Source organism: Streptomyces sp. NPDC005483 (genome assembly GCF_040606035.1).
GTDB lineage: Bacteria > Actinomycetota > Actinomycetes > Streptomycetales > Streptomycetaceae > Streptomyces.
In genome coordinates this window covers 105,086-126,542 of record NZ_JBEXEA010000017.1, presented here as the reverse complement: position 1 = coordinate 126,542, position 21,457 = coordinate 105,086, and the positions used below count along the sequence as shown (strand labels likewise).

The 21,457-nt window shown below is 70.0% G+C and carries 22 protein-coding genes; 13 read left to right on the top strand and 9 right to left on the bottom strand.

All coding sequences use genetic code 11. From position 1 onward, the window contains the following. Positions 1-24: 24 nt before the first annotated feature. On the top strand, positions 25-1,755 hold the full coding sequence (gene kstD / locus ABZT06_RS30070; protein WP_355747689.1) for a 3-oxosteroid 1-dehydrogenase: 1,731 nt from the start codon (positions 25-27) through the stop codon (positions 1,753-1,755). Here the strand turns inward: kstD and ABZT06_RS30065 are convergent. Genes ABZT06_RS30065 through ABZT06_RS30055 form a run of 3 tightly spaced genes read right to left on the bottom strand, consistent with a single transcriptional unit; the run spans position 1,752 to position 3,404 of the window. Next, on the bottom strand, positions 1,752-2,390 hold the full coding sequence (locus tag ABZT06_RS30065; protein ID WP_355747686.1) for a class I SAM-dependent methyltransferase: 639 nt from the start codon (positions 2,388-2,390) through the stop codon (positions 1,752-1,754). The genes kstD and ABZT06_RS30065 overlap by 4 nt on opposite strands. Positions 2,391-2,421: 31 nt before the next feature. Beyond that, the gene (locus ABZT06_RS30060) at positions 2,422-2,736 is read right to left on the bottom strand and encodes an AzlD domain-containing protein (protein ID WP_355747683.1); all 315 of its coding nucleotides are present in this window, start codon (positions 2,734-2,736) and stop codon (positions 2,422-2,424) included. Continuing rightward, the gene (locus tag ABZT06_RS30055; RefSeq protein WP_355747680.1) at positions 2,733-3,404 is read right to left on the bottom strand and encodes an AzlC family ABC transporter permease; all 672 of its coding nucleotides are present in this window, start codon (positions 3,402-3,404) and stop codon (positions 2,733-2,735) included. The genes ABZT06_RS30060 and ABZT06_RS30055 overlap by 4 nt, the downstream gene beginning before the upstream one ends. 68 nt (positions 3,405-3,472) lie before the next feature. Here ABZT06_RS30055 and ABZT06_RS30050 point away from each other — a divergent pair, with 68 nt between their 5' ends. Continuing rightward, a complete protein-coding gene (locus ABZT06_RS30050; protein WP_355747677.1) occupies positions 3,473-4,024 on the top strand; it encodes an XRE family transcriptional regulator in 552 nt (183 codons plus the stop codon). A gap of 109 nt (positions 4,025-4,133) precedes the next feature. On the opposite strand, the gene ABZT06_RS30045 is transcribed toward ABZT06_RS30050, so the two are convergent. After that, positions 4,134-4,337 (bottom strand): cold-shock protein, encoded by a 204-nt coding sequence (locus tag ABZT06_RS30045; RefSeq protein ID WP_003998944.1) that lies wholly within the window; start codon positions 4,335-4,337, stop codon positions 4,134-4,136. Between the two features lie 285 nt (positions 4,338-4,622). On the opposite strand from ABZT06_RS30045, the gene ABZT06_RS30040 reads away from it, so the two are divergent. The 5 genes from ABZT06_RS30040 (at position 4,623) to ABZT06_RS30020 (ending at position 10,187) form a co-directional block, all read left to right on the top strand. Then, positions 4,623-5,471 carry a menaquinone biosynthesis protein gene (locus ABZT06_RS30040; protein WP_355747674.1) on the top strand — a complete coding sequence of 283 codons (849 nt, stop codon included), beginning with the start codon at positions 4,623-4,625 and terminating at the stop codon, positions 5,469-5,471. A gap of 40 nt (positions 5,472-5,511) precedes the next feature. Continuing rightward, entirely contained in the window at positions 5,512-7,356 is a 1,845-nt protein-coding gene (locus ABZT06_RS30035; RefSeq protein ID WP_355747671.1) for a serine/threonine-protein kinase, read from the top strand. Beyond that, entirely contained in the window at positions 7,353-8,099 is a 747-nt protein-coding gene (locus ABZT06_RS30030; protein ID WP_355747668.1) for an A24 family peptidase, read from the top strand. The genes ABZT06_RS30035 and ABZT06_RS30030 overlap by 4 nt, the downstream gene beginning before the upstream one ends. 242 nt (positions 8,100-8,341) lie before the next feature. Continuing rightward, the gene (gene mqnC / locus ABZT06_RS30025) at positions 8,342-9,541 is read left to right on the top strand and encodes a cyclic dehypoxanthinyl futalosine synthase (protein ID WP_355747665.1); all 1,200 of its coding nucleotides are present in this window, start codon (positions 8,342-8,344) and stop codon (positions 9,539-9,541) included. Between the two features lie 7 nt (positions 9,542-9,548). Then, positions 9,549-10,187: a hypothetical protein gene (locus tag ABZT06_RS30020; protein ID WP_355747662.1), complete on the top strand. Its 639-nt coding sequence runs from the start codon at positions 9,549-9,551 to the stop codon at positions 10,185-10,187. A gap of 90 nt (positions 10,188-10,277) precedes the next feature. On the opposite strand, the gene ABZT06_RS30015 is transcribed toward ABZT06_RS30020, so the two are convergent. Further along, on the bottom strand, positions 10,278-11,312 hold the full coding sequence (locus ABZT06_RS30015; RefSeq protein ID WP_355747659.1) for a chitinase: 1,035 nt from the start codon (positions 11,310-11,312) through the stop codon (positions 10,278-10,280). Positions 11,313-11,681: 369 nt separating this feature from the next. Here ABZT06_RS30015 and ABZT06_RS30010 point away from each other — a divergent pair, with 369 nt between their 5' ends. Genes ABZT06_RS30010 through ABZT06_RS29995 form a run of 4 tightly spaced genes read left to right on the top strand, consistent with a single transcriptional unit; the run spans position 11,682 to position 16,328 of the window. Further along, complete coding sequence (locus ABZT06_RS30010; RefSeq protein WP_355747656.1) at positions 11,682-12,017, top strand: hypothetical protein; 336 nt, start codon at positions 11,682-11,684, stop codon at positions 12,015-12,017. A 17-nt stretch (positions 12,018-12,034) separates the two neighbouring features. Then, on the top strand, positions 12,035-14,314 hold the full coding sequence (locus ABZT06_RS30005) for a glycosyltransferase (RefSeq protein ID WP_355747653.1): 2,280 nt from the start codon (positions 12,035-12,037) through the stop codon (positions 14,312-14,314). Further along, positions 14,314-15,636, top strand: coding sequence for an acyltransferase (locus ABZT06_RS30000; RefSeq protein ID WP_355747650.1), 1,323 nt, complete (start codon positions 14,314-14,316; stop codon positions 15,634-15,636). The genes ABZT06_RS30005 and ABZT06_RS30000 overlap by 1 nt, the downstream gene beginning before the upstream one ends. After that, a complete protein-coding gene (locus ABZT06_RS29995; RefSeq protein ID WP_355747647.1) occupies positions 15,633-16,328 on the top strand; it encodes a demethylmenaquinone methyltransferase in 696 nt (231 codons plus the stop codon). The genes ABZT06_RS30000 and ABZT06_RS29995 overlap by 4 nt, the downstream gene beginning before the upstream one ends. A gap of 33 nt (positions 16,329-16,361) precedes the next feature. On the opposite strand, the gene ABZT06_RS29990 is transcribed toward ABZT06_RS29995, so the two are convergent. Then, positions 16,362-16,679, bottom strand: a complete 318-nt coding sequence (locus ABZT06_RS29990) for a PASTA domain-containing protein (RefSeq protein ID WP_355747992.1) — start codon at positions 16,677-16,679, stop codon at positions 16,362-16,364. A 110-nt stretch (positions 16,680-16,789) separates the two neighbouring features. After that, positions 16,790-17,314, bottom strand: coding sequence for a GNAT family N-acetyltransferase (locus tag ABZT06_RS29985; protein ID WP_355747644.1), 525 nt, complete (start codon positions 17,312-17,314; stop codon positions 16,790-16,792). A 121-nt stretch (positions 17,315-17,435) separates the two neighbouring features. On the opposite strand from ABZT06_RS29985, the gene ABZT06_RS29980 reads away from it, so the two are divergent. Continuing rightward, positions 17,436-18,722, top strand: coding sequence for a geranylgeranyl reductase family protein (locus ABZT06_RS29980; RefSeq protein ID WP_355747639.1), 1,287 nt, complete (start codon positions 17,436-17,438; stop codon positions 18,720-18,722). Positions 18,723-18,735: 13 nt separating this feature from the next. Here ABZT06_RS29980 and def read toward each other — a convergent pair whose 3' ends face one another. Both def and ABZT06_RS29970 read right to left on the bottom strand, forming a co-directional pair. Continuing rightward, positions 18,736-19,383 (bottom strand): peptide deformylase, encoded by a 648-nt coding sequence (def, locus tag ABZT06_RS29975; RefSeq protein ID WP_355747636.1) that lies wholly within the window; start codon positions 19,381-19,383, stop codon positions 18,736-18,738. A 164-nt stretch (positions 19,384-19,547) separates the two neighbouring features. Continuing rightward, positions 19,548-20,354, bottom strand: coding sequence for a C40 family peptidase (locus ABZT06_RS29970; protein ID WP_031056829.1), 807 nt, complete (start codon positions 20,352-20,354; stop codon positions 19,548-19,550). 733 nt (positions 20,355-21,087) lie between these two features. Between ABZT06_RS29970 and ABZT06_RS29965 the strand changes: the two genes are divergently transcribed. Continuing rightward, positions 21,088-21,447 (top strand): NADH-quinone oxidoreductase subunit A, encoded by a 360-nt coding sequence (locus ABZT06_RS29965; protein ID WP_007383963.1) that lies wholly within the window; start codon positions 21,088-21,090, stop codon positions 21,445-21,447. Positions 21,448-21,457: the final 10 nt, after the last annotated feature.

Here is a 21,457-nt window from a genome sequence, read left to right as displayed (position 1 = left end):
TACCAACCGCAGGGGGACCCGACCATGAGTGTGACCCGAAGACACCTGCTGGCCGCCGGCGCCGGGGTGGCCGTCGCCGCCGGGGTGCAACAGGGCGCGAGCGCCGCCGATCTGCCGCCGCTCGGGACGTACGACGTCGTCGTCATCGGTTCCGGCGCCGCCGGTATGACCGCCGCGCTCACCGCCGTGAAGCAGGGGCTCAGCACCGTGGTGCTGGAGAAGGCGCCCACCTTCGGCGGGTCCGCCGCCCGGTCCGGGGCCGGGATCTGGATTCCCAACAACCCCGTCATCCTCGCCGCCGGAGTCCCGGACACCCCGGCCAAGGCGGCCGCCTACCTCGCCGCCGTCGTGGGCCCGGACGTCCCTCTCGCCCGGCAGCGGGCCTTCCTCGCGCACGGCCCCGCGATGATCTCCTTCGTCCTGGCCAACAGCCCGCTGCGGTTCCGCTGGATGGAGGGCTACAGCGACTACTACCCCGAGCTCCCGGGCGGCCTGCCGAACGGCCGCTCCATCGAACCCGACCAGTTCGACGGCAAGCTCCTCGGCGCCGAACTCGCGCGCCTGAACCCGCCGTACCTCGACGTCCCCGCCGGTCTGGTCGTGTTCAGCGCCGACTACAAGTGGCTCGCCCTGTCCGCCGTGAGCGTCAAGGGCGCCGCCGTCGCCGCCGAGGCCCTGGCGCGCGGCACGAAAGCGGCTCTGCTCGGGCAGACGCCGCTCACCATGGGGCAGTCCCTGGCGGCCGGCCTGAGGAAGGGGCTCCTGGACGCGAACGTGCCCGTCCGGCTGGGCACCCCCCTCACCGAGCTCTACGTCGAGAACGGCACCGTCGCCGGAGCGGTGACCCCGGCCGGCCTCTTCCGTGCCCGCCGGGGCGTGATCGTCGGCTCGGGCGGCTTCGAGCACAACGCGGCGATGCGGGCCCAGTACCAGCGCTCGCCCATCGGCACGGAGTGGACCGTGGGGGCGAAGGAGAACACGGGGGACGGCATCCGGGCCGGGCAGCGACTCGGCGCCGATGTCGCGCTGATGGACGACGCCTGGTGGGGACCGGCCATCCCGCTCCCCGACGAGCCGTACTTCTGCCTCGCCGAACGCACCCTCCCCGGCGGCCTCGTCGTCAACGCGGCCGGTCGGCGGTTCGTCAACGAGGCCGCCCCCTACAGCGACGTCGTCCACACCATGTACGACCGGAACCCGACCGACCCGGACATCCCGGCGTGGCTGATCGTCGACCAGAACTACCGCAACCGGTACCTCTTCAGGGACATCGCGCCGACCTTCGTCCTCCCCGACGACTGGTACGGCTCGGGCGCCGCCCACAAGGAATGGACGCTCGACGCCCTCGCCGCGTCCATCGGGGTCCCGGCAGGAGCCCTCCGCGCCACCGTCGACCGCTTCAACTCCCTTGCCCTGAAGGGCGACGACCCGGACTTCGGACGCGGTGACAGCGCCTACGACCACTACTACACGGACCCGTCCGTCCTCCCGAACTCCTGCCTGGCCCCGCTCTGGCTGCCCCCGTACTACGCCTTCCGGCTCGTCCCGGGAGACCTGGGGACCAAGGGCGGCCTGGTCACCGACGCCCGCGCGCGTGTCCTGCGACCCGACGGCTCCGTCGTCCCCGGCCTGTACGCCGCCGGGAACGCCAGCGCGGCCGTCATGGGCCACAGCTACGCGGGCGCGGGCTCGACGATCGGTCCCGCGATGACCTTCGGGTACATCGCGGCCCGGGACATCGCCGGGGTGCTCTAGTCGCGCCTGAAGATCAGGGCGGCCTGCCTGGTCGACTCGTTGGAGAGGGGTTCGCGCACCGTCCGGGACACGGGCGCGAACCCCGCCGCCGTGAGCAGCTCGCTCATGTCGTCGGGCTGCCGCCGCAGGAAGTCCAGCGTCACCTGGTGCCCCCAGGGATTCTCGTGGCGGCGGGGTTCGTCGCCGATCTGGAACGCGAGGAGCAGATGCCCGCCGGGGGCCAGGACCCGCCTGAACTCGGCGAAGAGGGAAGGGAGTTCGTCCACAGGGGTGTGGATGGAGGAGTACCAGGACACCACGCCCGCGAGCGCCCCGTCGGGCAGGTCGAGGTCCAGCATCGAGCCTTGCTCGAAGCGCAGCCCCGGGTTCTCCCGGCGTGCGATCGCCAGCATCGACTCCGACAGGTCGAGGCCGAAGACGGACAGGCCGAGGGAGGCGAGGTGCGCGGTGACCCGCCCGGGGCCGCAGCCCAGGTCGGCCACGGGTTCGCCCTCGCCGACGAGTGCGGCGAACGCGGCGAACACCGCCCGGTCCAGCGGCTTGCCGGGGATCTCGGCGGAGAAGCGCTCGGCGTAGTCCTCGGCGATGGCGTCGTAGAAGGTGCGGGTGGCGGTCACGAAGTCGGTGTCGGTCATGGCCGGGGACCCTAGTGGCCCCCACTGACACTCACGCCAGACCGGCCGCCCGCAGTACGGCGGTCGTGCCCGCCGCCCCCAGCACCACCACCACGAACGGCGCCCTCCGCCACGCCAGCACGGCCCCCACCAGAATCCCGGCCGGCCGCGCCCACCCGGCGAAACCACCGTCCTCCGTCAGCGCCCCGGTCACCAGTAGCGCCACCAGCAGGACGATCGCCCCTGCCGACAGCAACTCCTGCACCCGCTCCGGCAGTTCCACCCGCCCGTGCAGCACCGGCCCGACCAGCCGGAAGGCGTACGTCCCTACCGCCAGCACCAGGATCATGGCGACCGTCGCGTTCATGCTGCGGCCCTCCGACGGCCGTACGCGACGAGTCCCGCCAGCGCCACCAGCACCGGCACCCCCGCCGGGACCGCCGGCGTCACCGCCAGGGCCAGGGCGGCGCCGAGCAGCGCGGAACGCCGTACGGCGGAGTTCGCGCGCAGGGTCGGCAGGACCAGGGCGACGAGCACGGCGGGGAAGGCGGCGTCCAGGCCGTAGGTGGCGGTGTCGCCCAGGGCGCTGCCGGCCAGCGCGCCCAGCAGGACGGTGGTGTTCCACACGACGAACAGGCCGGCCCCGCAGATCCAGAAGGCCGCCCGGCGGCGGGCGGGGTCGGCCTGGGCGAGCGCGAAGGCCACCGGCTCGTCGGCGACGAGATGGGCGCCGAGGAGGCGGGTGAGGCGGCCCGGGCCGAGGAGGTCGGCGACGGCCAGGCTGAAGGCCGCAGTGCGGGTGTTCAGGAGGAGCCCGGTGGCCGCCGCGGCGACCGGGCCGCCCCCGGCCAGCAGGACGCCGACCGCGCTGAACTGGGCGGAGCCCGCGTACACGAGCAGGGACATCACCACCGGCACCCACACCGGTAGGCCCCCGGTGACGGCGATCGCGCCGAAGGAGACGCCCACGACCCCGCTCGCGAGCCAGACGAGCGCACTGTCACGGACCAAGGCTGTTCGCTCTGCCGTACGCATGTTCACTACACTGGACGCCAGAGCCTTCGTTCGTCAAGGCGAACGAACGTACCGATGGAGCGAACAGCATGCCCGAACGCCCCCTGGACTGGATCGCCGCCGCGCTCCGCCGTGAACGTACGCGCGCCGGTCTCTCGCTCTCCGAGCTGGCCAAGCGCGCCGGAATCGCCAAGTCCACGCTGTCCCAGCTGGAGGCGGCGAGCGGCAACCCGAGCGTGGAGACGCTGTGGGCGCTGGGAGTGGCTCTCGGGGTGCCGTTCAGCGCGCTGGTGGAGCCCCCGGTGTCGTCCGTGCAGGTGGTCAGGGCGGGGCAGGGGCCGACCGTGGCCTCGGAGCGGGCCGACTACGCGGCCACCCTGCTGTCCGCGAGCCCGCCCGGAGCGCGGCGGGACATCTACCACCTGCGGGCCGAGCCGGGGGCCGTGCGGGAATCGGAGCCGCACATTCCGGGGTCCGTGGAGCACCTGATCGTGAGCACGGGGAGGGTGAAGGCGGGACCGGCCGGGGAGGAGGTCGAGCTGGACCCCGGCGACTACATGACGTATCGCGGAGATGTGGCCCATTCCTACGAGGCGCTCGATCCCGGCACGACGTTCGTGCTCGTCATGCAGCACATGTAAAGGCAGGAGCCCCGCTGCCGTGCGGCGCGGGGCTCCTTGGGTACTGCATTCAGGTCCGGATCAGAGGCTGGAGCGCCTATGAGACGGGATCACTATGAGACGGGATCGCTCAGACGGGGGTGACGTTCTCCGCCTGCGGGCCCTTCGGGCCCTGGGTCACGTCGAAGGAGACCGCCTGGTTCTCCTCCAGCGAGCGGAAGCCGCTCGCGTTGATCGCGGAGTAGTGGACGAAGACGTCGGGGCCGCCGCCCTCCTGGGCGATGAAGCCAAAGCCCTTTTCGGCGTTGAACCACTTCACGGTTCCGGTAGCCATAAGCCCTCCTTGGGCCCAAAAGGGTTGCCCTGCTCCAGAACCTGCAAGTGTGAAAACAGTGCCGCACAACTGCATTCTTCTGAATACGACTAGAGCCTGCGGTTACATGCTCCGCAGGCTCTGTACTGCAAGGGAAACCAAACTGCAACTTGCGGCGAGCCTAGCACGCGGGCAGCCGAAAGCAATAGAGGCCAAGATCACGTCACTCGGATGTTTGAAGATCGCAAGGGGCTTGACCCCGGGGTCGAACTCCGAAGCGTACCTCAAGGGGTCTAGTGTCGCGATGTGGACAATTCTCGCACCCGGCCGCGCGTCGGCCACATCCAGTTCCTGAACTGCCTGCCCCTGTACTGGGGGCTCGCGAGGACGGGCACGCTCCTCGACTTCGAGCTCACGAAGGACACCCCGGAGAAGCTCAGCGAGAAGCTGGTGCAGGGAGATCTCGACATCGGGCCCATCACCCTCGTCGAGTTCCTCAAGAACGCGGACGACCTGGTCGCCTTCCCCGACATCGCCGTCGGCTGCGACGGCCCGGTCATGTCCTGCGTCATCGTCTCGCAGGTCCCCCTGGACGAGCTGGACGGCGCCAGGGTGGCCCTCGGGTCGACCTCGCGCACCTCCGTCCGCCTCGCCCAGCTCCTCCTCGCCGAGCGCTACGGCGTCCGGCCCGAGTACTACACCTGCCCGCCCGACCTCAGCCTGATGATGCAGGAGGCGGAGGCGGCCGTCCTCATCGGGGACGCGGCGCTGCGGGCGAACCTCCTCGACGGGCCGCGCTTCGGCCTGGAGGTCCACGACCTCGGCTCGCTCTGGAAGGAGTGGACCGGGCTGCCGTTCGTCTTCGCCGTCTGGGCCGCCCGCCGCGACTATCTCGAACGCGAGCCGGTCATCACCCGCAAGGTCCACGAAGCCTTCCTCGCCTCCCGGAACCTCTCCCTCGAGGAGGTCGGCAAGGTCGCGGAACAGGCGGCCCGCTGGGAGGCCTTCGACGAGAAGGTCCTGGAGAAGTACTTCACGACGCTGGACTTCCGCTTCGGAGCCCCGCAGTTGGCGGCGGTCACGGAGTTCGCGCGGCGGGTGGGGCCGACGACGGGTTTTCCCGGTGACGTGAAGGTGGAACTGCTTCAGCCCTAACCTGCATCCGAACCTTCAGGGGCCTTATGGGGGAGGCAGCATGCAGCCGCTCGGAGTCGACGAGCCCACCGCCGTGGGCCCCTACCGGCTGCTCGGCCGCCTGGGGTCCGGTGGCATGGGCCGGGTCTACCTCGGCCGCAGCGCCGGGGGCCGCACGGTCGCGGTCAAGATCGTGCATCCGCACTTCGCGCTCGACGAGGAGTTCCGCGCCCGTTTCCGCCGGGAGGTGGACGCGGCGCGCAGAGTGGGCGGGGCCTGGACCGCGCCGGTCCTCGACGCCGACCCGGAGGCGCCGGTGCCCTGGGTCGCGACCGGGTACGCGGCGGGCCCATCCCTGTCCTCGGCCGTCGCGGACGGGGGCCCGCTGCCCGAGCACTCCGTGCGGGTCCTGGGCGCGGGGCTGGCCGAGGCGCTCGCCGCCGTGCACGAACTGGGGCTCGTCCACCGGGACGTGAAGCCCTCCAACGTCCTGCTCACCGTCGACGGCCCGCTGCTCATCGACTTCGGCATCGCCCGCGCCACGGACGGCACCGCGTCCCTCACCTCGACCGGTGTGTCCATCGGCTCGCCCGGCTACATGTCCCCCGAACAGATCCTGAGCAAGGGGGTGTCGGGCGCGGCGGACGTCTTCTCCCTGGGCGCGGTACTGGCGTTCGCGGCCACGGGGGCACCGCCCTTCCCCGGGGACTCCTCCGCCTCCCTCCTCTACAAGGTCGTCCACGAGGAGCCCGAACTCGGATCACTGAGCGGTGAGTTGCGGGACGTCGTGGAGCTCTGCCTGGCCAAGTCGGCGCAGGAACGGCCCACTCCGGGGGAGGTGGCCCGGCGGCTGGCTCCGCAGGGCGCGGCGCGGCTGGTGGCGGCGGGATGGCTGCCGGGGGCGCTGGTCGAGCAGGTGGGGCGTAGTGCCGTACAGCTGCTGAATCTTGACGCGGCGGGGGAACGGTCGGCGGAGCAGGCGTCCGGGCCGGTGAAGTTCAGCAGTCCTTCGGTGGGCGGGGGTCCGGCGGGCACGGTGGGCGCGTTCGGGCCGCCGCCGGTGATGCCGGTCGTGTCCGCGGGGGCGCCTCCGGCTGAAGCCGCCGGACCCCCGGCGTATCCGGTCACGCCACCGACGCCCCTCGGTACTCCCTCCGGATCCTCCGGACTCTCTGTGCCCGAGCCCCGGGACGCGGTGCCGGACGAGACGGTCGTGCCCGCCGACAAGCGGCCCGGGCGGCTCTTCGTCTCCGTGGCCGCCACCTCCGCACCCGGCACCAACGGGCGTGGCCGCCGTATGAGCTGCACCGTGGCGCTCGCGGTCGCGGGGGCGCTGGCCGCGGTGACCGTGGGCTCGGTGTTCCTGTTCGACCTGCTGCCGGGGCGGGGCCAGGACGACTCGGCGAGCTCCGGTCCCGGCAGCGACGCGTACTCCTCGGCGCCGACGTCCGTACCGTCGGCCTCCCTGCCGTCGGCGTCCTCCCCGCCCGCCCCGTCACCGTCGGGCGAGCCGTCGAGCGAGGCATCGAGCGAGCCTTCCAGCGGGGCGGCCGAGGTCCCCGCCCGCTATCTCGGCACCTGGGAGGGCCAGGGCACGGGTCTCGGCGGGAGCCTGCCGATGGGGACCTTCCGGATCACCGTCAAGAAGGTGGGCGTCGGCGAGGAGTTGGGCCGCCTGCAGCAGACCGACGCGATCGGCGCGGTCTGCACCGACGTCCTCACCCTGAAGAAGGTCACGGACACGGAGCTCGTCACCACGGCCGTCGGCGCCGAGGACAACCACGCCGGCTGCAACCCCACCGCCCACACCGTCCGCCTCACCACGGTGGGCGACGACCTGAAGTACACCTCGGAGAGCGAGGCCGAGGGATACCCCGAGGCACGGATGTCGAAGGTCGGGCGGTGACCGGACTGCTCGTCGTCGTGGCCGCACTGTGGGGAGCGGCGGCGGGCGCGCTGCTGCCGCGCGCGGCCTACCGCTTCTCCGTCCCGCCCGGGGAACCGTGGCGCCGGACGTGCCCCCACGGGCACCCGCTGGGCGGCTGGTTGGGCCGGGCGAGGTGCGGGGCCTGCGGCAATCGGCAGTCGCAGTCGCAGTCGCAGTCATACGGTCCCGGGACCGCCCTCCTCCCCACCGTCACCGCCCTCCTCTGCGCCGCTCTCGCAGCCGCCACCGGCACTCGCCCGGAGATCGCCGTCTGGCTGCTGCTCGCGCCCGTGGGCGTCCTGCTCGCCGTAGTAGACCTGCGCGTACGACGACTGCCCGACCCGCTCACCCTCCCCCTCGCGGCCGCCGCGCTCGCCCTGCTCGGGGCCGTCTCCTTCGTGCCGGAGCACACCGGGACCTGGCTGAACGCCCTGGGGGGCGCCCTCGCCCTCGGCGTCGGCTACTACGTGCTGTGGCGCATCAACCCCGGCGGCATGGGCTTCGGCGACGTGAAGCTGGCGCTCGGGGCGGGGGCGGTCCTGGGCTGGTACGGCTGGGACACCGTGCTGCTGGGCACCTTCGCGGGCTTCCTGCTGGGCGCGCTCTACGGCGGTGTCCTGGTCCTGGTGGGCAAGGCGGGGCGCAAGACGGCGATCCCGTTCGGACCGTTCCTGATCGCAGGGGCGTACGCGGGGCTGCTGGTCGGGTCGTACACGGCCTGAGAGCGGGAGCGCCCGGCGCCCGGGCCGACCGGCCACGGCTCCGGGACAGGCCGGAAGCCGCGACGACTGCGAAGAACGCGAAGTCACCGGAACGCGAAGTTACTGGGAGGCGAAGTCACTACCGGTCGGCCGTCGTGTCCGTCTGCCCGAGCGCGGCGCCGCGCGGCCTGACATCCGGCTTGTCGGAGGGCTGGCGTAGGCTGGCTCAGACCGCCCGAACCCTTGACGAAAGGCACGCCCCGGTGACCGAGAAGGCCGACCTTCAGTCCGTCCTCGACCGTGCCGCCGAAGGTGGGCGTATCACTCCGGAGGAGGCGCTCGACCTCTACCGCGACGCCCCGCTGCACGCGCTGGGCTCCGCCGCGGACGCCGTGCGCCGCCGTCGGTACGCGGGCACGGAGCACATCGCGACGTACATCATCGAGCGGAACATCAACTACACGAACGTGTGCGTCACGGCGTGCAAGTTCTGCGCCTTCTACGCCCCGCCCACGGCCAAGGACAAGGGCTGGACCCGCGACCTGGACGACATCCTGCGCCGCTGCGCGGAGACCGTCGAACTCGGCGGCACCCAGATCATGTTCCAGGGCGGACACCACCCGGACTACGGCGTCGAGTACTACGAGAAGCACTTCGCCGCCATCAAGAAGGAGTTCCCCCAGCTGGTGATCCACTCGCTGGGCGCGTCCGAGGTCGAGCACATGGCCCGGATCTCCAAGGTGAGCGTGGAGGAGGCGATCCAGCGCATCCACGCGGCCGGTCTCGACTCCTTCGCGGGCGCCGGCGCGGAGCTGCTCCCCGAGCGCCCCCGCAAGGCCATCGCGCCGCTCAAGGAGTCCGGTGAGCGCTGGCTGGAGATCATGGAGACGGCGCACAACCTGGGCGTGGAGTCCACCTCCACCATGCTCATGGGCACCGGCGAGACCAACGCCGAGCGTATCGAGCACCTGCGGATGATCCGTGACGTGCAGGACCGCACGGGCGGCTTCCGGGCCTTCATCCCGTACCTCTACCAGCCGATGAACAACCACCTGAAGGGCCGCACCCAGGCCACGATCTTCGAGTACCTGCGGATGATCGCCATCTCCCGGCTCTTCATGGACAACATCGCCCACATCCAGGGCTCCTGGCTCACCACCGGCCAGGACGCGGGCCAGCTGACGCTGCACTACGGCGCGGACGACCTCGGCTCGATCATGCTGGAGGAGAACGTCGTCTCGGCGGCCGGTGCCAAGCACCGCTCCAACCTCCAGGAAATGATCGACATGATCCGTACGGCGGGACGGGTTCCGGCCCAGCGCTCCACGACGTACGAACACCTCGTCGTCCACGACGACCCGGCCGACGACCCGGTCGACGCGCGCGTGGTGTCCCACATCTCCTCCACGGCGATCGAGGGCGGCACGGCACACCCCGAGCTGAAGATCCTCGCGTCCAACTAGGCCCGCCTTGCTGACCATCCATACCGCCGACCTGGTGGTCTTCGGGGACGGGCGGCCGTCCTTGCCCGGTGGAGCGGTACTGGTCGAGGGGCGGGAGTTCGCGGCCGTAGAGGTGTACGAGGATCTGGCGGCCGCGCATCCCACGGCACGGGTGCGCCGCTGGCCGGGAGTTCTCACCCCGGGCCTGGTGAACCCGTACGGCCCGGAACTGCTGGAGCGGTCCTACCACCCGGACCCCCGGGAGGACTTGGGCAGCGAGCCGATCACGGGTGAGGCGCTGTCGGGCCTCGACATGACCGACGCCCGATGGGGCGCGAGCGCCAGGCGAGGCGTGCAGCGGTTGTTGGCGCACGGAGTGGTGGCGGTGGCGGGTGACCTGCAAACCCCGGCGGTGGCAGACGCTTTGTACCGGGTGGGGATGACGAGCGAGGAGCGCTTCGAAGCCCCTCCCGGCCGGCCCGGCTTCGACCCGCTGATCGGGCGGAGCCTGGCGGAGGCGATCCTGACGCCCCTGCTGCCGCACATGGGCTCGGACGCGACCTTCGCGGCTTTCGACGTACCGGACGAGGCGGCGCTGACGAAAAGCGGCGCGACGGCCTGCGTGGCAACGGTGATCAAGGGCCGCTTGCTGCACCGGCGTAGGTAAGGGCACCTTGGGGGCGCGGGGCTGTGTCGTCATGCGGCTCCGCCGCGTGGGCGCGAGCAGCCACAACGCACCCGCACCCGCACCCGGAACTCAACCGGCCAACGCCTCCCCGAACGCCCCCGCCGACTGAGAAACCCCACTGCAATTGGTCAGTGCGTCATCCTCACCGGATTTCCCTTCCTCGCACTCCTGATCCCTGAAAGTCGACCACATCGACACCCACGCCACCTCCTTCGACGCGGCGAACTCCCGCACCTGCGCGGCGTCGGACAACGTGAACGTCTCCCCGTCCACATCATTCGTACCGATCATCGAAGTGAGCGCCAGGGCCCGCCACGCAGTGGAGTCGGACGTACCGAAAACGTCCTTCAACTGCGCCTGCGCCGCCTTCGCCGAAGTGATCGCGTAATCCCCCATGTCCCCGTCGTAGGACTCCCCGTAGTTCATCGTCATGATGTTGACCGTCGACACCTGAACCGCCTTGTCGTTCGCGGACTCCAGCAACGCCACACTGTCGTCGTCGAGTCCGGACGGCATCACGGGAAGCGTGAACGACACGGCGAGATCGCTCCGTTCCTCCTGGAGCAACGCGATCGCCTCGGACCGCAGATCCACCGAGTCGGAGTCGGTCAGCGCGTCCCCCTCGACGTCGAAGTCGGCGAGCGAGGAACCGGCGGCGTCCAGCGCCTTCCCGTAAGCCGCCGCCAGCTTCGCCACACTGGAGCAGGTCTCGGCCAGCTCCTTCCCGGACGCCCCGCCGAACGACACCCGCACTTCCGCGCCGTCCTCCTTCAGCGCGCCGATCCGGGACTTGACGGAGGAGTCGCCGACAGCCGACGTGCCGTTCCAGGACGGCGTGCAGTCACTCCCGTCGGCGATCACGAACGCGAGGTTGTACACCGAGGGCGAGCCCGCGGAGTCGTTGCCGGAGGCCTCGGTGGCGCTGACGTACGGCGCGTACGAAGTGACCGCCGCCGACGACGACGCCGACGGTGACGCACTCGACGTACCGCTCTGTTTCGGGGGCTCCGCGTCCGAGGCGCTGTCCGATTCGGAGGAACACCCTGCCGTGGCCAGGGCGAACAGACAAATGACCCCGGCCGTCGGCTTCAGGAAACTCCGCATTTCGCATGCACCCGCTCTCGTGATGTCGCTTTCCGGAGGGCGAATGTCTCACACCCCCCTGAGTTTCATGAGGACAGTCTTCGAACAGGGACCTCACAGACGAGGTGGATGGTAAAGAGCGAATCGGTCACGCAAGGCGGACATTCGGCCCCCTTCACCTCCCGGCGGGTCGCGCAGGATTTCTGGGAACCTCTCAGGAAACGGACAGTATAAGAGGTTTCTCATATGCGCCTCACAAGAACGCCACATGTGGACACATAAAGACTGCCTAACGTCTGGGGAATGCATTCCGAGCCTGCCACCGAAAACCGCGCCGAAACGCGCGGTCGCCGCCGCAAACGCGGTAGTAACGGGTCCGCCGAGGGGCCCGTGTTCGTTGACAACTCCGGACGCCGCTCCAAGCTGCTGCGCCGGATCGGCCTTCTCCTCGGCGTCCTGTCCCTCGGGTACGCCGTCGTGCTGGGCCTGGCCTTCATGGGCATCGGCGTCTCCAGCACGACGTTGCTGCCCTTCGCGGGCGGAGGTCCCGGCGGTTCCTCGAACTCCGGCCCCGGCTTCCGGCCGCAGGGCGGGATCGGCACCCCGCCGGCGCTGCCCACCGGTACTCCGCCCACCGGCACCGCCACGGGCGCTCCGCCGAGCGCCGCCCCGACCGCGACTGACTCCGCGACCTCCTTCGCCACCGCCACCGCGGCTTCCAACTGACCGGAACGGCCCACCACATGACCACGACGACGCCCTCCCGCGGCCGCCGGCGCGCTCCCACCCGCATCGAGCGGGCGGCGGGCAAGGCCGCGGCGCTGCAGAAACCGCGGGTCATCCTCGCCCTGCTGCTCCTGCTCGGCCTGACCAGCGTGATGCTGCTCGACGGCTATCTGCGCGCCGAGGTCGGCGGCGACCAGCGGGTGCGCGACGGTGCCGGCTCCAGCAAGGTCCCCGACAAGATCCTCAACGGCGGGCCGATCGTCAGCTTCCGGGGCGGCCAGGCGACCACGACCTCCGTGCCGTCCAGGACCATCGCGCTCACCTTCGACGACGGCCCGAACCCGACGTACACGCCCCAGGTGCTGGAGATCCTGCAGAAGTACGACGTCCCGGCGACCTTCTTCCTGGTCGGCTCGATGGTGTCGCGCTACCCGGGGATCGTGAAGGACATGGTCGACCAGGGCAATGAGGTGGGCATCCACACCTTCACCCATGTCGACCTCTCCTACCAGAGCGACGCCCGCGTCCGGCGCGAGATGACCCAGACGCAGCTCGCTCTCGCGGGCGCGGCCGGTATCACCACCACGCTGTTCCGGGCGCCGTACTCCTCGGAGACGGACGCGATCGACAACTACAGCTGGCCCGTCTACAAGAAGCTCGGCGAGGAGGGCTACACCAGCGTCTTCGTCGACACCGACAGCGACGACTGGAAGAAGCCGGGCGTCTCGAAGATCGTCAAGTGGGCCACGCCGTCCGGGACCTCGGGCGCCGCCGTGCTGATGCACGACGCCGGCGGCGACCGTGAGCAGACGATCAAGGCGCTGCCCGCGTACGTCGAGAAGATGAAGGCGAAGGGCTACACCTTCACCACCATCAGCGGGGTCATCGAGGCGCAGAACACGGCCGCGCGGGCCGGACAGCAGGCGAACGCGCCGGCCGGCACCGGGGGCGGGCAGCTCCAGGGCGGCAACCAGAACGGCACCCACCGCCTCCAGGCCGCGCACCGCGAGGCCACCGGCACGACCCTCTACGAGGGCAAGGCGCTCGTCGTGGCCGTCGCCGTCGCCGAGTACACCGTGCCCACGCTGTCGGTCGGACTCGCGATCGTGGGCGTGGCCGTCATGGGGCGGTTCGGGATGATGCTGATCCTCGCCCGCCGCCACTACCGGCAGCGCAACAGACGCCGCTTCAGCTGGGGGCCCGCGGTCACCAGGCCGGTGACCGTGATCGTCCCGGCGTACAACGAGAAGGAGTGCATCGCCAACACCCTGGAGTCGCTGGCGAGGAGCACCCACCCGATCGAGGTCATCGTCGTCGACGACGGCTCCTCGGACGGCACCTCCGAGATCGCCCGCGAGGCGGCCCGCTCACTGGGCATGACGAACGTCCGCGTCATCCGCCAGGAGAACGCGGGCAAGCCGGCCGCCCTCAACAACGGTGTCCGCAGCGCCAGTCACGACATCGTCGTGATGATGGACGGCGACACGGTCTTCGAACCGGACACCGTACGGCAGCTGGTGCAGCCCTTCGCGAACCCCGAGGTCGGCGCGGTCGCCGGCAACGCCAAGGTCGGCAACCGCAACACGGTCATCGGTGCCTGGCAGCACATCGAGTACGTGATGGGCTTCAACCTCGACCGCCGGATGTACGACCTGCTGCGCTGCATGCCCACCATCCCGGGTGCGATCGGCGCGTTCCGCCGCGAGGCGGTCCTCCAGGTCGGCGGGATGAGCGAGGACACCCTCGCCGAGGACACCGACATCACCATCGCGATGCACCGCGCGGGCTGGCGGGTCGTCTACCAGGAGCACGCACGCGCGTGGACCGAGGCGCCGGGCTCCCTGAAGCAGCTGTGGTCACAGCGCTACCGGTGGTCGTACGGCACGATGCAGGCGTTGTGGAAGCACCGCAGGTCCCTCACCGACAAGGGGCCCTCGGGCCGCTTCGGCCGGGTCGGTATGCCGCTGGTGGTGATCTTCCAGATCGTCACGCCGGTCTTCGCCCCGCTGATCGACGTGTTCACCGCCTACTCGATGATCTTCGTCGACTTCCAGGCGGCGCTGTACGCGTGGCTCGCCGTCCTCGGTGTCCAGCTCGTGTGCGCCGCGTACGCCTTCAAGCTGGACAAGGAGCAGTACCGCTATCTGCTGATGATGCCGCTCCAGCAGCTGGCCTACCGCCAGATGATGTACCTCGTCCTCATCCATTCCTGCATCACCGCGCTCACCGGCGGCCGGCTGCGCTGGCAGAAGCTGAAGCGCACCGGCGAGGTCGGCACCCCGGCGGGGGTGGGCTGATGAGCTGGGAGCAGCAGGGGTATCCGCAGCAGCACGAGGGATACGGCCAGGCGTACGGGTACCCGGGGTACGCGGAGCAGCCGCAGCCCTATGCACAGCAGCCGCAGCCATATGCACAGCAGTCCTATCAGCAGCAGCCGTATCCGCAGGTGTACGTCGACTCGACAGCCCCCTTGCCGGTGGTGGAGCCGGAACCGGAGCCACCGGCTCCCGCTGCTCCCACCGACGCCGAGGCGGAGGAGGAGAAGCCTCCGTCTCGGCCCCCCGGCCGCGACCGCTACTTCGACACGCTCCGGGCCGTCGCCCTGATCCGGGTCGTCACCTATCACACCTTCGGGTGGGCCTGGGCCGGCATGGTCTTCCCCTCCATGGGGATCATGTTCGGTCTGGCCGGCACGCTGATGGCGAAGTCCCTGGAGCGGCCCGCCGGCACGGTGATCCGGAGCCGGATGCGGCGCCTGCTGCCGCCGTTCTGGTTCTGGGGCGTCTTCGTGGTCCTCGCGATGCTGGTCCACGACTGGATGCCGGGCTGGCAGATCGTCTACTGGGTCGTGCCGCTCGGCGATCCGCCGGGCAACACGTGGGGCGAGCAGGCCTGGGAGATCCTCTGGTACCTGCGGACGTACCTCTGGTTCGTCCTGCTGTCCCCGGTGCTGCTGAAGGTGTTCCGGCTGGCACCGGTGCCGGTCCTACTGCTGTCCCTGGCCCCGATCGTGGTCCTCCACTTCCTGTGGGAGCCGCCGGACGACCGACTCGGCAGCGCGCTGACGGATCTGGCCACCTTCCTGTTCTGCTGGATCCTCGGCTTCGCCCACCGGGACGGGGTTCTGGAGCGGCTGAAGCCGGCGGCCGTCGTCGTGCTCTCACTCGCCGCGATCGGGTTCGGCGGCTGGTACGCCTTCACCCACCAGGCCGAGACGGGGTCGTACGACCTCGACGACATCCCCCTCGCGCAGGCCTTCTGGTCCGCCGGGTACGTGATGCTCCTGATGTGGGCCAAGTCGTCCTTCGGGATCGACTTCGCGTGGCTGACCCGCTTCCGGCGGACCGACCGTCTCGTCACGGTCTTCAACTCCCGCGCGGTGACGATCTACCTGTGGCACGAGATCGCGCTGATCCTCGCGGTGCCGCTGATCGACCAGTTCTGGAACGTGCCCGCGTTCGAGAAGTGGCTGCCGCTGGAGAGCCAGTGGTTCATGTTCGGCGTCGGATGGATCCTGATCGCGGTGTTCGTGCTGGTGTGCGGATGGGTGGAAGACGTGGCCGCGAAGAAGAAGCCGCAGCTCCTTCCGGGAGGGCGGCCTGCAAGAATGGGGACGTGACCCGCGCTTCCCTGAACAAGCAGCCGCACGAAGTCGCCTCGATGTTCGACGACGTGGCGGAACGGTACGACCTGACCAACGACGTGCTGTCGCTCGGCCAGGACCGGGTGTGGCGCAAGGAGGTCGCCAGGGCCGTCGACGCCCGCCCCGCCCAGAAGATCCTGGACCTGGCGGCGGGTACGGCCACCTCGTCGCTGCCCTTCGCCCGCACCGGCGCCTACGTCGTGCCCTGCGACTTCTCGCTCGGGATGCTCCAGGTCGGCAAGCGCAAGCACGCCTGGCTGCCGTTCACCGCGGGCGACGCGACGAAGCTGCCCTTCCAGGACGACGTCTTCGACGCGGTCACGATCTCCTTCGGGCTGCGCAACGTCCAGGACACCGACTCCGCGCTGCGCGAGATGTACCGGGTGACCAAGCCCGGCGGCCGGGTCGTGATCTGCGAGTTCTCGCACCCGACCTGGGCGCCCTTCCGGACCGTCTACACCGAGTACCTGATGCGCGCCCTGCCGCCGGTCGCCCGGAGCGTGTCCTCCAACCCCGACGCGTACGTCTATCTCGCCGAGTCCATCCGCGCCTGGCCGAACCAGCCGGCCCTGGCGGAGCGCCTGCAGAAGGCGGGCTGGTCGAAGGTGGCGTGGCGGAACCTGACGGGCGGGATCGTGGCCCTGCACCGGGGCGTCAAGGAGAGCTGAGCGGCGCGGGACTGGACTGGACGGGGCGGGGCGTCAGAGTCCGGTCACACAGCGGACCACGTACGGATCGCCCGGCTCGTCCAGTTCGCGCTGGAGACCGCCGCGCGGGGGGCGGGGCACACGAGGCTCACGGCTGCCCCCGCCGCCCTCACCCGGGCCGAGGTCGAACCACACGTACACCACCGAGTCCCGCGGCACCTCCGCGCCGGCCTGCGGGTACTGGCGTACGACGTAGTCGACGACGGCCTGGTGGAAGTCCCTGCGATCCGGCGCGTTGACGAACAGGCCCTGCGCCTGAGCCGTCTCGCGCGCGTCGACGGCCATGAGTCCGACCAGACGCGGTACGCGCACTTCGGGCGTGTTGGGTGTTATACGCACAGATGTCACCCCCAGCGGTACTGGAAGGGTAACTCCGGCCCGGCGGCGGCCGGAAGTGTCGGGTGTCTATCTGTAGCAGACCGCTACACCGAGTAACCACCTTGCAGGGAAAGCCGGAAGCACAGCGCCTCTTCCTGGAGGAGGGGGTGCGGGAACGTCTCCGCGAGTTTCATTCCGAGGCGTTCGGCGACCGCGATCGACCGTTCGTTGCCGGGTCTGATCATCGCCACCACGTCCGCGACGCCTGCCGCCCTGAGCCGCTCCAAGGTCATCCGCGCGGCCACCGTGGCGTACCCCTGCCCCCAGTACGCCCGCCCGAGCCGCCACCCGATCTCGATCTCGCCCGTGGGTCCCCAGTCCCGAGGCCACGGCTGGGCTCCGGTGAAGCCGATGACCTGCCCGTCCTCGCCGACCATGGTCCACAGGCAGTAACCCCGCTCGGCGTCGTGCCGGCGCTGCCGCGCGGTGAGCTCCTCGTAGACGTACAGTTCCGCCGATTTCCCGCCGTGGAACTCCATGACGTCCGGGTCGTCGAAGACCCTGTGCCAGGCGACGGCGTCCTCGTCGGTGGGGACACGCAGCCGTACAACGGGCAGAGCTCGGTTCACTGGGGCAGCCCTTCAGCCGGGTGATCAATTCTGCTGAATAGACTGCCCATGTCCAGTGCCGGTCGGCACGCGGATTCAGAACTTGATTCCGAACTCATTCCGAGCCTGGGGAGATCCCGCCGTGACCGAGCCCCTGTCCGAGAACACCGCCGATGTCATCGTCGTCGGCGCGGGGCCGGCCGGCTCCACGACCGCCTACCACCTCGCCAAGTCCGGACTCGACGTGCTCCTCCTCGAGAAGACCGAGTTCCCGCGCGAGAAGGTCTGCGGTGACGGCCTCACCCCGCGTGCCACCAAGCAGCTCGTGGCCATGGGCATCGACATCTCCGAAGAGGCCGGCTGGCTGCGGAACAAGGGCCTTCGGATCATCGGCGGCGGCGTACGCCTCGAGCTCGACTGGCCGGACCTGGCCTCCTTCCCCGACTACGGTCTCGTCCGCAAGCGCGACGACTTCGACGAGCAGCTCGCCCGCCAGGCCCAGAAGGCCGGGGCGCGGCTGTTCGAGCGCTGCAACGTCGGTGCCCCGATCGTCGACGACCGCACGGGCCGCATCACGGGCGTCCACGCGAAACTCGGCGAGGACAAGCGCGAAGTCACCTTCCACGCGCCCCTCGTGGTCGCGGCCGACGGCAACTCCACCCGGCTCTCCCTCGCGATGGGCCTGCACCGCCGCGAGGACCGCCCGATGGGTGTGGCCGTCCGGACGTACTTCGAGAGCCCCCGCCACGAGGACGACTACCTGGAGTCCTGGCTGGAGCTGTGGGACCGCCGCGGCCCCGGAGAGGACCGGCTGCTGCCCGGCTACGGCTGGATCTTCGGCATGGGCGACGGCACCTCCAACGTCGGCCTCGGCGTCCTGAACACCTCCGACTCCTTCAAGGAGCTCGACTGGCGCGAGGTGCTGAAGGCCTGGTGCGCCTCGATGCCGGAGGAGTGGGGCTACACCCCCGACCACATGACCGGTCCGATCCGGGGCGCCGCCCTCCCCATGGCCTTCAACCGCCAGCCGCACTACACCAAGGGTCTGCTCCTGGTCGGCGACGCCGGCGGCATGGTGAACCCCTTCAACGGCGAGGGCATCGCCTACGCCATGGAGTCCGGCCAGATCGCCGCCGACGTCATCGTCCAGGCCCACGCTCGCGCGACGCCCGCCCAGCGGGAGATCGCCCTCCAGCGCTACCCGCAGGTCCTCAAGGACACCTACGGCGGCTACTACACGCTGGGCCGCGCCTTCGTGAAGCTCATCGGCAACCCGAAGGTCATGAAGATCGCGGCCCAGCGCGGCCTGACCCACCCGCTGCTCATGAAGTTCACCCTCAAGATGCTCGCCAACCTCACCGACCCCACGGGCGGCGACGCGATGGACCGGATCATCAACGGGCTGAGCAAGGTGGCGCCGAAGGCGTGACGGGAGCCCTCCCTCAGGCGCCGACCGTGCCCTGAGCGCCGTTCAGCGCCTCGATGTTGACCGCCCGGCGGGCGAACACCTCGTCCCGCCGGTCCGCCACCTGCCGCAGCGCCTCCTTGCGTTCCCGCTTGGAGAGCCGGTCCAGATACACGTGCCCGTTCACATGGTCGGTCTCGTGCGCCAGGCAGCGCGCGAAGTACCCGGTCCCCTCGATCACGAGCGGCTCGCCGTCCCTGTCGAACCCGCGGACCACGGCCCGGTCCGGACGCGGTACGTCCATGACGGCGCCCGGCACCGACAGGCAGCCCTCGCTGTCGTCGAGCAGCCTGCGCCCGGCCGGGTCGAGCTGGTCGAGCACCGGGTTGACGAGGTGCCCGACATGCCGGGCCCCGTCGTCGTCCGGGCAGTCGTACACGAAGAGCCGCAGACCGACGCCGACCTGGTTCGCCGCGAGCCCCGCGCCCTCCGCGATGTACATCGTCAGGAACATGTCGTCGATCAGCGCGGCGAGATCGGGCCCGAACTCGGTCACGTCCCGGCACGGCTTGTGCAGCACCTCCTCGCCGACCTCGGTGATGCGCCGTACCTGTCCGCGCCGCGCCTCGGGGGCGAGCCGCGGATACGAGTCGGTGGGCCTGCCCTGGACGAACACACTGGGCATGGTGATGTCTCCTGTCCCTTGGTGGTGGTGCGGATGTGGACCGCAGAACACATCCAACAGCCCGGGGGACAGGTGGGGGCGAGATCGGCCGGAGAAGGGCCCGGACAGGACGAAAGGGCCGCAGCCCCCGAGCGGCTGCGGCCCTGCCAAGTGTTGTTCCGACGTCAGAGAACCCGTACCGCTCCGGTCGGCGGGTCGTAGGACAGCGGCTTCTCGGCGACACCCGTCGAGGGGTTCTGCGCGCCGACGAACATGCCGTCGCCGACGTACACCGCCACGTGGTACGCGCTGCCCGCGCTGCCCCAGTACAGGATGTCGCCCGGCTGCAGGTTGCTCAGCGAGACCTGGGTGCCGGCGGTCGACTGGTCCTGCGAGACGCGCGGCAGGTCGACGCCGATCTGGCTGAACGCGGCCTGCACGAGGCCGGAGCAGTCCCATGAGTTGGGGCCGGTGCCGCCGGAGACGTAGGCGTCACCGACCTGAGCCTTCACGAAGGCGATGACGGCCGCGGCCGAACCGGTGGCCGTGGACGAGCTCGTGGAGACGCTGGCGCTCGCGGAGGCGGACAGGGTGGTCCGCTCGGAGCTGCGCGAGGCGGCCTCCTCCGCGGCGGCCCTGCGTGCCTCCTCGGCCTTCTTCTTGGCCTCCGCCTTCTTCTTGGCCTCCGCGAGGTCCGCCTTGGCCTGCTTCGCGGCCTTCGCGGCGGCCGCGTCACGCTCGGCCTGCAGCTGGTAGTTGGCGGCCGCCTGCTGCATCGCGTCGGCGGACTCGGCGACCTGGCTGCCCAGGTCGGCCGAGAGGGTGGGCAGTTCGAGGGTCTGCGTCGTCGACTCGGCGGCGAACGCCGAAGCCGACGCGCCCGCCGCTGCCATGCTGAGCACGCCACCGGCGACTCCGGCACGCACGGCGATCGAAGTCGTCGCGCTGCGGCGGGGTTTCCGGTGGCTGCGTATGTGAGCGGTGTGGGACATGAGACCAACTGGTATCAGGGGCTCCTCCATACCTTCAAGAAACGTGTGGTGCGCCACAGTTGTTCAATCGGTGGCCCGAATTCCGGGCGTGCCACTCTTTATTGACGCCGTAACGGACATAGCGGACTCTCGTGATCATGGCCGTGATCATGTACTTTCGCTGTTACGCCCGAATTGCCCCGCAGCTACCACCGGTTGGGGCAGTTGGCCAAGCCCCCTTCCTGGGGGGCTCTCGCGCATGTGGCGGAGGTCACGCAACGGTTACGGCGACGGCTGCGTCCGGAGGTGTCCGGCGCTCGTGAATGTGTGCACGTGTCCACACTCGTCCTCGCGCCTCCCTCTGATGTGTGAACGCGTCCACTACCAAGCAGTCGCGTCCAGCGCCAATTTGCATGCAGCGGAAGTCTCTTGATATGGAGATGCCCCTCCCGACCTGCGCCGACTGGCGAAAATGTCACCTCTGGTGATCACTCGGACGCTTCTCGTGTGAAGATCACCGCTGATCCGACTTCATGATCCTTCGTCTGGTGGTGGAGATCACAAAGCTTGTGCAATACCCCGTGTCGCAGATCACAGACCGGCGGGCATAAGATGCGGGTCAGTTGGGCTTGTGACCTGCTTCACATGTTCGCGATCTTCGTCGGGACGGACGGGGGTCAGAGGGACGTATGAGTCGGGTGTGGGTCCGATGCCATCGCCAGCAGTCAGTGCCGACTGAGAGGAGCGAGGAGCGGTGAACGCTTATGCGCCCATCCTCGTACTGGGAGCCCTCGGGGCAGGCTTTGCGATCTTCTCCGTGGTCATGGCCACGCTGATCGGTCCGAAGCGGTACAACCGGGCCAAGCTCGAGGCCTACGAGTGCGGGATCGAGCCGACCCCCACGCCGGCCGGCGGCGGGCGCTTCCCCATCAAGTACTACCTGACGGCGATGCTCTTCATCGTCTTCGACATCGAGATCGTCTTCCTCTACCCCTGGGCCGTCACCTTCGACGCCCTGGGTGTTTTCGGGCTCGTGGAGATGCTGCTCTTCGTGCTCACCGTCTTCGTCGCGTACGCGTACGTATGGCGGCGCGGCGGCCTGGAATGGGACTGAGGGGCCTTTA